Origin of the sequence: Sporomusa sp., from assembly GCF_035561255.1 — a bacterium.
GTDB lineage: Bacteria > Bacillota > Negativicutes > Sporomusales > Sporomusaceae > Sporomusa.
Genome location: NZ_DATMXX010000205.1, coordinates 1 through 9152 on the forward strand (window position 1 = coordinate 1; position 9152 = coordinate 9152).

The following is a 9152-nucleotide window of genomic DNA, read 5'->3' on the forward strand; positions in this document are numbered from 1 at the left end:
TCAATATGTCCGTACATAGTCATTAAATAAATTATAACATACATTTTTTGTCTGTCAATTATATTTTTATAAACAGGCGCCAATAATAAGCCGATTATTTCGTATGGTTAAAGGAGAGTTTATAGCGATCTCCGCGAAAAACACTCACCGTGACCACAAAAGGATTATCTTGCTGATTCAATCCTATTTTCATAATTTTTAATGCCGGTTGATTCTGGGTTGCCTGTAACCAGGACGCCTCGTAGGAATTCAATAAAACGGGCTCGACATAGGAAGTAAATTTTGAGATGGTTACCCCGAAATGGGCAGCAAGTAAATCAAATATCCGTTCTTCCAAGTTGGCCTGCAACAAGTCAGGAAAAACATTGATAGGTAAATACAATGTTTCCACTGCAGCCGGTTCCTCATTAAACAGCCTTAAACGAATAATTTCGTAGACCTTCATTCCTGGCCCGAGCTGTAACTGTTTGGCAACCCAGGAAGGAGGGTCAATAATATGGCTGCTCATCGGGACATGCTTGGTTCCAAATTCTTCAGGATAATAAAAATTTATGGTTAAATCTCCGGCCAGCTTAGGTCTTGAAACAAAGGTCCCTACCCCTTTTTTCCGGACTAAAATTCCTTCCCTGACTAAATCCAGAACCGCCTGCCGTACAGTCGCCCGGCTTACTTGATACATATCGACAAGCTGCATTTCATTAGGAATCTGCTCGCCAGCAGACCATATACCTGCTTCAATCTTATCCCGGATGATTTTCTTTAATTGATAATATAACGGAATACCTTTATCACCATTTAATTGCACTTGTTACGTCCTTCCTCTCAGCGGTGATTTTACAGCACAAACCTCCTGCAAAACCAATTTCAGCCCGGCAAAGGTTCAATTCAAATTTGGCGGTTGCGTCAATGGTTTCATTATAATATAAACAAGCAAAAAAACAAATCCCTTTGCTCCGGCTTCAATGTGACTTGTCTTTTTCCTTTTCATGGGTGTACAATACTTCCAGACACTACATGACAGCGAGGATACTTCTACATGGTTCATACAGCGGAGACAGGCCACAGCATGAATAGGGATAAGGCCAAGGATTTTGCACGCAATCAGAGCATGTTTGATGATGAACAGCTTGACCATGTGTTAAATATTAAGGAGGAAAGAAAATGAAAAAAAATGCGGCTTACGAAGCAAGAGTTAGATAGCGAGCGTATTCGTAAAATATTGGAGACCACATTTTATGGCGTTTTATCTACTGTATCAGAAGATGGGATGCCCTATGGTGTGCCTCTAAACCATGTATTGGAAAACAACAAACTATACTTCCACTGCGCGGTAAATTCCCGTGGAACTGCTGAAGCGAGGGTTTATTTCGAAAATATAGGGTTTACCATTGAGAAGACGCAATTGAAAATTGCACGGGCCGGAGGCAACTGACTCAAGGGGACTCAAGGGGACGGTTCTCTTGAGTCAGTTTATTCTCTTATATCCACCGAGCATTCCACGGAAGTCAGCAAGATTGGGATATGCTTCTTGACAATCTCTTTCTAATTGACCATTTCCCTTTTACCCTTCTTTTTCAACTTGCCTGCTGCTAGTTTTGTATTCTCAGTAACTCTAAATTTGACTACCCTGCTTATTAAATCGTAAGGCAATAGCTTGTCTGTAGGAAACTGTACTGATCCTTTTGCTCCTTTATATTCCGATAATTCATGTTTAAATGCGTCAATTCCGCTAGGACCTGGATAAAACCCAATATGATTTTTATGAGCAGCAAAATGAACTAGATTTCCATGCAACGCAAAAGTAGGCATTTGCCAGCTTATCTTTTCTTCCGCATCTGGAGCAGCCTCTTTAATGACTTTTCTTAACGTTTTAAGTATTTCCTGAACCTCGGGAGAAAATTGGCAAATATATTCATCAATTGATTTAACCGCTGTTTGTTTCCTTCCATGGTTTCTCCTTTGCAAAAATTTTTAATTTCTGTTAACACCATATATCGTTCCTGATTTCTTGGCATAATACCCATTGTCCAAACAAAGGATGCATTCCAGATCAATCATATCATTTGGAGCGGGTTGATAATCATACTATTCCCTTAGGCAGTAATATAGGACACTAAAAGCACTAAGCATGGCATCGCGAATGGGTTCCCTTCGCTATTGCCATGCTCATTTAATCCTAATGGTCCATGCAGCTAATATTTGCTAGCATATATTATGTACATACTGAGAACAGGAAGACAGTACCACCGTCCCCTCGTCTTCTACAACCGCCATACAAGCTGGACGAACAGGTCATCAACCACCTCAGTCAGCCGCTGACTGCGAAATCGGGCAAGAGTAGCATGATCAGGCGCCTTTTCCCGGCCTAAGAGGTATAGAAAGTTGATGTCCCTGCGGCATGCTTGTTCGAGCTTGCCGCTAGAATAGATACCGTTCATGTAGCCGTAGATGAGGATTTTGAATAGACATTTCGGTGAGATCTCGATTCTCACCATGCGGGAGTACGCAGCGTATAGTTTGCTGTAATCCATCCCTTCCAATATCGCGTTGAGTAATCGCACCGAATCGTCTGCCGGGATTAGTTCGCCAATTTCCATCGGCAAGACCAGTTGATATATGCTCCCTCTGTTGTATAATTTGAGTGTAATTTCTTGGTTTTCACAAACTGATTTTACAACAAAAGAACGGTTTCCGGCTACTGCCGGTTACCGTTCTTTTGTTCGTCTTAGGGGCTTCTTAGTGCGACAGTCCCTTTCGTTTCGATTTTTATCCCGGCTGGAGCTCCCCTTAGCAAAAACATAAATATTATATGGCGTTCTGCTCGGTTCCCTTATTGTTTATTGGTCTTTGGATGACTGGTTTAATAAAGAGCTCGCTATAAACCAAAGTTATTATTGAAGCTATTAAACTTAAAACACTCATAGTCATGAAGAAGTATTTATAACATTTCGTATGAGTCAACCCAGTAAGAGCCAATTGAGACAAGCCTGCTCCACTATGAGGCATACACGGAGGATATTGCAGCAATTCTATGAATTACGTCTGGATGCTCCCCATATCTAGATATGATTTTGCGAAGGATTGCATAATGCTTTCGAGAGAACCAGAAGAAGACCTGAGCCATCAAATTGGTAGCAACCGATAAACTAACCAAAGGTCCTCCGGGAATGAGATTATTAAAAATCAAATTTGAAATTGTTTTAAATCCTGGTGCAACACTAATAACAGCTCCAAATCCTACAGCTGCAGCCGTGAAAAAAATCGTCCTAGCAGAACCGTACCCTCCTCAAACAAAGCCAAAATTAGGGTTTAGCAAAGAGCTTGGTTTTAATGAAAGCCACAATGACCTTGGAGTCGACTGCTATCCTTCGCGAAAAATTACTCCCATGCCGCCACGCGGATAATGCCAGGAAAGCACTCCAGGGGGCGCCACCGCCAAACAGGTGCCGCATTCAAGGCAGGCCGCATATAAAACGCCTATAGTGCCGTCCGGTTGTTGAGAATAAACATGTGCGGGACAAACCCGCACCAGCAGAGGCCCGGCACCGGTGGCCGCTGCAGCCTTCTGATCAATCTGAATATGGGACTGTTCCACATCCGTTTCATATCGGTTCCTGTCGAGCCGCTCGGTAACCGTTCCAAATGGAGTCTTGCTCTTACTCATAATGCCCTCGCTCCCGTATACATGTCCTTAATTAGGTGAAAGAAATTCAGGGGGCTTTTTTTCAACATCTTCATGGTACTAGGAATCAAGTGCTGTCGAGGAGTCGTGTCCAGGTTGTACATGCCATACATAAAATCGCTCAATAGCTGCCCGTAGGCTCCATACATGCGTGGATTTTCAAGAAAATGGGGCGCTCTCGCATAGGTACGCATGTCCTTGCCCACGAAAATATTGTCCAGTTCCACACAGTATGCATCCAGAGAGGACTTCGAAAAATCGCCCTTTAACAGTGCGGTGTCTATGGCCCTGGCGGCGGCCAGGCCGGAACCTGCGGCCAGGTCCATGCCACGCACGGTACAGCCGGTGTTCAGCGCCAGCCCAATGGCATCGCCGACCACCACCAGTCCGGACCTTGTCAGGTCATGAACCATTGCCTGACCGCCTTCGGGAACCATATGGCACCCGTACTCCAACAATTCTCCTCCTTTGAGAAATGGTTTAATTGCGGGATGGGACAAAAACCTGTCGTGCAGTTCCGATACCGTTTCGCCTTTACTGACCAGATCATCAAGCCTGACCACTATACCGATAGACAGGGATTCCAGGTTCGTATATAGGAATCCGCCTCCGCCGACACCATTGGTACAGTCGCCAACCACGGCATAGGCAACGCCTTCGTCGCCCGTCAAGTTGAAGCGCTCCTCAATGACATTTCGAGGCAGGCCAATGACAGACTTTACGCCCACAGCCAAATGTTTCATCGGTTCCTGCGCTCGGATCCCCGCGTTACGGCAGACAAACGAATTTACCCCGTCAGCGGCGACCACCACATGAGCCCGCAATTCGTCGCCGCCGGCACGGATGCCTACGATGCGTTCTTGTTCCATCACCAACGCATCCACCCTGACACCCGACATAAGCACAGCTCCCGCCTCTTCACACTTGGTGGCCAGCCATTCGTCCAGTCTAGCTCGCTGCACGGACACAGCGGTTACGGACTGTCCCAACCGCGCGTCGCCGTAATCCACGTTCACAAAGGACGTTGGCGAAAGAAAACTCATGCAATTTCGGGTAATACGCCGTTCCACAGGAGCTTGGTCAATAAACCCCGGCAGGACCTCTTCCATGACGCGACAGTAAAATACCCCACCCGACAGGTTTTTGCTGCCAGGACTCTGCCCCCGTTCCACCAATAGCACGGAATGCCCCTTGGCCGACAATTGGTGCGCCGTGACACAACCGGCCACGCCGGCTCCGACAACAATGACGTCAAAGTCAACGTCCGTAGTTACAACATTATCCACCTATTCCTTTAACCTCCTTTTTTGCCGTCCCATATCTTCAGAAAGCGACAATGTTGCAGGGCATACCCTCCTGAAAGGGCGGCATAAAGTTCTGTTATGCCGCCCGACATTCGTTTATTCGCCCTTGAGAGTCTTAATCACATGCCGCGCTGCCACACGTCCTGAAGCATGGGCAAACCCGTTAGCCGTACCGGGAACATCCAGATTGTAGGTATCGCCGTAGAGTCCGCTGGCTTCGTTGCCCACGGCATACAGACCGGGAATGGGCTGGTAGTCGTTGTCCGTGACCTGCAGGTTGCCGTTTACGCGGATGCCGCCGTCGGACACAAGCACGCTGGGCGCCATGTTGATGGCGTAGAACGGACCCTTGCGCACAGGACGGAGAAACTTGTCGGGTTTAAAAAACATCGGATCGTAGCCTTTGTCGCACGCGTCGTTGTATTCGGCCACAGTCGCGGCGAACACAGCGGGATCAAGCCCGATGGCCTTGCTCAGTTCCTTGATGGTGTCGCCCTTCCAGGCAATGCCTTCGGCCACGTCCTGGTCCAGTTCCGCCTGAAGGCGGGTAAGTTTCATATGATACTCAATGAAGTCGCCAAGACCGATGTCCGAACCTTCCTCCATGAGGTGGCGCACGGTGTCGGCGTCTATGATGGCGTATACCACCCCTTCGGGCTGCTTGGCAATGGTATTACCCGCATCGGCGAAGCTCATAGCCACTTCCTCGCTGGCGAAACGGCGTCCGGTCTTATTGACCCACAGCACGGGCTGAGAACCGGCACCACTAACATGCGAGGTAAGTGTTTTGGTGCGCGCGCAGGGAATGATCATCACCGCGCCCAAATTTTCCGTGTCAGCGCCGACCTCAAGCGCCATGGTAAGTCCGTCGCCCGTGTTCTCGGTGGGCACGCATTGATAAGTGTAGTCGGCGGATCGGTGAAGCCACGAGTAATTCTTTACCATAGCAGGGTTGTTTCCGTAGCCACCGGAGGCCAGAATGACCGCCTTAGCGCCAATGTTCATAAGGTTTCCTTTTGAATCCAGCGCCTGAACGCCCGCAACGGCCCCATCACGCATCAATAACTTCTTGGCCGGTGTTGACGTGAAAATATCCACCCCTGCATTGATGCAGGCACGCAGCAACACTTCCTGCACGCGCGCACCCAAGCCATCCGGCCGGTGGAAGGTGTAGAGTTCAAGAGGTTGATCATAGGCGTAAATGGTCACATCGGTATAAACGATGCCCAGCGACTTCAAAATATTGATGGTTTCCGCCGTATTATCTACCTGCATCCGCACAACGTCCGGATTGGCGCGGTGGTGGCTGTAATCCGTATACCGACGAAAGCCTTCCTCGCGTGTAGGGAAATGCTTTCCCGGAGTCGCGGGAGTTTTGCGCTCCTTTTGTTCACTGGATTCAAAGGCAGCCGTACCTTCGGCATAAATAGACGTTCCACCTGTCTCCGCCATCTTTTCCAGCAACGCGACACGCAAGCCCCCCTGCGCGCCGGTGAGCGCCGCGGACTTACCTGAACCGCCTCCGCCAATAACGACAAGATCATATTCCACGTCAAATGAGATGTTTTGATCAGCCATGTTTTTTCCTCCTCTTTAATTGTATTGATATTTCCTGGCGTTGGGTCATCCTATATTTTTGAATGCCGAAACCAGCGCAGGGACAACCTTGTACAGGTCGCCCAGGATACCGTAGTCACATTTTTTGAATATTCCGGCTTCCGGGTCATTGTTGACGGCAACCACTACCTTGGCGTCGCGAATGCCGGATGTATGCTGCGGTTGCCCGGAAATACCCACGGCAATGTAAAGATCGGGCGCGATCTGGTTGTGCGACGAGCCTACGACGCGGTGCGCGGGGAACCAGCGCATATCGTCGCAAACAGGCAGCGTGCAGGCTATTTCAGCGTGCATGGCATCTGCCAGCTCCTCTATAAGCTTCAAATCCTCCCTGAACCGCAGGCCCATACCCACGCCCACAACGCGGGCAGCAGTCAGCATTCCAGCACTTTCTGCCCCAGATTCGCTTGTTTCTACCAGTCTCAGCATTGCGCCTGGCTCCCCAACCGGTATTAGTTCTACCGGGGCGGGTTGCGCAGAGGATACTTCTATGTCCTCCCCATCAAAAATTACGGCTAGAGGGCCCTGAACCTCAACATCTTCCAAAACCTTGCCTTCTGCCGCGGACCGGCTTACCACAATGCGCTCACCGTTGACGGCTAGAGCACGAACGGTGCCGATCAGGGCGGCGTTCAGTTTCACGGCGGCAGCACCGAGTAACGTGCGACTTATCGGCGCGTCAGACGCCAGCACCAGCCTGGGCTCCGCGGCTTTGGCCGCATCGGCAACCTGCGCAGCATAAGCTTCTGCCGGCACGCCTTCTGCCGTTTCGAAACAGAGCACCCGATCAAAACCCAATTTAGCCATATCCTCCGCCAAGGCACGCGGCCCCACTACAGCCGCCAGGACCTGGCCACCAAGCCTGCGAGCCGCGTCAAGCATGCCGCCGGCACGGCGTTCGTCTATAATAATGATCCAGTTGTTCATAGTTATTGCGATCTCCTTCCAGTTACAGGACTACGACATGGAACGTGTTCACAGTACACCGTCTGCGCGCAGAGCGGCCATGAGCTGTTCGCACGCCGTCACGGGGTCGTTCCCGTCTATGATCCGCGCCGGAGGCGTATCGGGGAACCTAGTTCCCCTGGAATTGACGGCGGCGACGGGAGCAAGACTCAAATCAGCCAACACCAGCCGTTCTACAGGTTTTTTGCGCGCCGCGAGAATTTCCTTCATGCCCGGTGCGTTTTGCTCGGCCCGGCTTGCCGATACTGCAAGCACCACAGGCCCCTTAACTTCAAGCACCTGCGATGCGCTGCCCAGCTTGCGCGTCACCCGCAGACAGCCCTGCTCCGTCTCGGCCGATACAACACCGGCCACAGCCGGCCAGCCAAGCTGGCCCATCAATGCGGCAACCACACCATAGTCCCAAGCGGAATCGCCGATAAGCACCGCATCAACGCCTTCAACGCGCCGGATTGCAGCGGCTAGAACCGCACCCGTCACTGAACTGTCCACATCTGTCAGGGCGTCAGTAACCACCACAGTGCGCGCCGCCCCTCGGGCCGCAGCCCATGCCGCATCACCGTCGCCCACCGTCAGGCCGATAATCTCTCCGCCTGCGGCTATGGCCTCAGCAATCTCCATTGCTGCCGGGTCGTCGTCACTTACCGACATTTTTACGCCTCGCCAATCAACGCTTCCGTCCACTCCCACCCGGGCGTCCTGCGGGTTTCTCGACCATTTAAACACAACGATGATTCTCATGAGGCTCCCCCCTTTACCTTGATGATCAATGCGCAGTTTGTCCCGCATCCACCGGATAGACAGCGCCCGCCATGAAGGACGCCAGTGGCGATGCCAGGAAAAGGACGATGCCCGCAATCTCTTCCGGACTGGCTATGCGGTTGGCCGCATTGAACGTCTTGACCAATTCGCGCATGGTCGGATCAGCCAGCCAGCCACTGGTCATTTCGGTTCCTGTTAAGCCGGGGGCGATTGCGTTGATGCGGATGTTGTCCTTAGCATATTCAATACCTGCTGCCTTGGTAAGTCCCGCTACACCATGCTTAGCCGCCACATAAGGGCTCATTCCCCGGTCTGCGATGAGACTGGCTACCGAGCCGCAGTTAATGATCGCTCCACCTCCCTGCTTAAGCATTTCGGGAATTTCGTACTTCATGCACAGGAACAACCCCTTAAGGTCAACATTCATAATTTTGTCAAAATCCTCTTCACTCTGATCCACCAAATTGGCCGTCACCGGCAACAGGCCGGAGTTGTTAAACGCCACGTCGAGGCGACCGTATTTCTCCACAGTCGTATTGACGAAACGTTGTACATCAGCCGCAACGCTGACGTCCCCCTGCACGAAGATGGCCTCGGCGTCCACAGCCCTGATGCGGGCCAGAGTTTCGTCAGCGTTACTGCGTCCAGCTATGACCACCTTAGCGCCCTGCCGCGCAAAAGCCACGGCCGTCGCTTGTCCGATGCCTGATCTGCCACCGGTGATGAGAACCACCTGCCCAGTAAAATCCAATAATTGTTGAGACATGTTTTCCCTCCTCCAAGATATGTATAATTTAAAATATTTACAATTTACATTATAC

The 9152-nt window shown here is 50.5% G+C and carries 10 protein-coding genes; 1 reads left to right on the forward strand and 9 read right to left on the reverse strand.

From position 1 onward, the window contains the following. Positions 1 to 94: 94 nt before the first annotated feature. On the reverse strand, positions 95 to 805 hold the full coding sequence (locus VN379_RS11335) for a GntR family transcriptional regulator (RefSeq protein WP_325533854.1): 711 nt from the start codon (positions 803 to 805) through the stop codon (positions 95 to 97). Between the two features lie 366 nt (positions 806 to 1171). On the opposite strand from VN379_RS11335, the gene VN379_RS11340 reads away from it, so the two are divergent. Further along, a complete protein-coding gene (locus VN379_RS11340; protein ID WP_325522656.1) occupies positions 1172 to 1432 on the forward strand; it encodes a pyridoxamine 5'-phosphate oxidase family protein in 261 nt (86 codons plus the stop codon). Between the two features lie 110 nt (positions 1433 to 1542). On the opposite strand, the gene VN379_RS11345 is transcribed toward VN379_RS11340, so the two are convergent. The 8 genes from VN379_RS11345 to VN379_RS11380 form a co-directional block, all read right to left on the reverse strand. Beyond that, complete coding sequence (locus tag VN379_RS11345; RefSeq protein WP_325533856.1) at positions 1543 to 1965, reverse strand: iron chaperone; 423 nt, start codon at positions 1963 to 1965, stop codon at positions 1543 to 1545. Between the two features lie 296 nt (positions 1966 to 2261). After that, the gene (locus tag VN379_RS11350) at positions 2262 to 2561 is read right to left on the reverse strand and encodes a transposase (RefSeq protein ID WP_325533858.1); all 300 of its coding nucleotides are present in this window, start codon (positions 2559 to 2561) and stop codon (positions 2262 to 2264) included. An 800-nt stretch (positions 2562 to 3361) separates the two neighbouring features. Continuing rightward, positions 3362 to 3664, reverse strand: coding sequence for a ferredoxin family protein (locus tag VN379_RS11355; protein WP_325533860.1), 303 nt, complete (start codon positions 3662 to 3664; stop codon positions 3362 to 3364). Beyond that, positions 3661 to 4968 carry an FAD-dependent oxidoreductase gene (locus VN379_RS11360; RefSeq protein ID WP_325533862.1) on the reverse strand — a complete coding sequence of 436 codons (1308 nt, stop codon included), beginning with the start codon at positions 4966 to 4968 and terminating at the stop codon, positions 3661 to 3663. Before VN379_RS11360 ends, VN379_RS11355 begins: the two co-directional genes overlap by 4 nt. A 114-nt stretch (positions 4969 to 5082) precedes the next feature. Then, the gene (locus tag VN379_RS11365; RefSeq protein ID WP_325533864.1) at positions 5083 to 6564 is read right to left on the reverse strand and encodes an FAD-dependent oxidoreductase; all 1482 of its coding nucleotides are present in this window, start codon (positions 6562 to 6564) and stop codon (positions 5083 to 5085) included. A gap of 45 nt (positions 6565 to 6609) precedes the next feature. Further along, positions 6610 to 7530: an electron transfer flavoprotein subunit alpha/FixB family protein gene (locus VN379_RS11370; RefSeq protein WP_325533866.1), complete on the reverse strand. Its 921-nt coding sequence runs from the start codon at positions 7528 to 7530 to the stop codon at positions 6610 to 6612. A gap of 48 nt (positions 7531 to 7578) precedes the next feature. After that, positions 7579 to 8310 carry a hypothetical protein gene (locus VN379_RS11375; RefSeq protein ID WP_325533868.1) on the reverse strand — a complete coding sequence of 244 codons (732 nt, stop codon included), beginning with the start codon at positions 8308 to 8310 and terminating at the stop codon, positions 7579 to 7581. Between the two features lie 25 nt (positions 8311 to 8335). After that, a complete protein-coding gene (locus VN379_RS11380; protein ID WP_325533870.1) occupies positions 8336 to 9097 on the reverse strand; it encodes an SDR family oxidoreductase in 762 nt (253 codons plus the stop codon). Positions 9098 to 9152 lie beyond the last annotated feature (55 nt).

Coding starts and splice junctions, on each gene's coding strand:
- VN379_RS11340 (WP_325522656.1), top strand. CDS start 1,172: ATGCGGCTTACGAAGCAAGAGTTAGATAGCGAGCGTATTCGTAAAATA.
- VN379_RS11355 (WP_325533860.1), bottom strand. CDS start 3,664: ATGAGTAAGAGCAAGACTCCATTTGGAACGGTTACCGAGCGGCTCGAC.
- VN379_RS11365 (WP_325533864.1), bottom strand. CDS start 6,564: ATGGCTGATCAAAACATCTCATTTGACGTGGAATATGATCTTGTCGTT.
- VN379_RS11370 (WP_325533866.1), bottom strand. CDS start 7,530: ATGAACAACTGGATCATTATTATAGACGAACGCCGTGCCGGCGGCATG.
- VN379_RS11375 (WP_325533868.1), bottom strand. CDS start 8,310: ATGAGAATCATCGTTGTGTTTAAATGGTCGAGAAACCCGCAGGACGCC.
- VN379_RS11380 (WP_325533870.1), bottom strand. CDS start 9,097: ATGTCTCAACAATTATTGGATTTTACTGGGCAGGTGGTTCTCATCACC.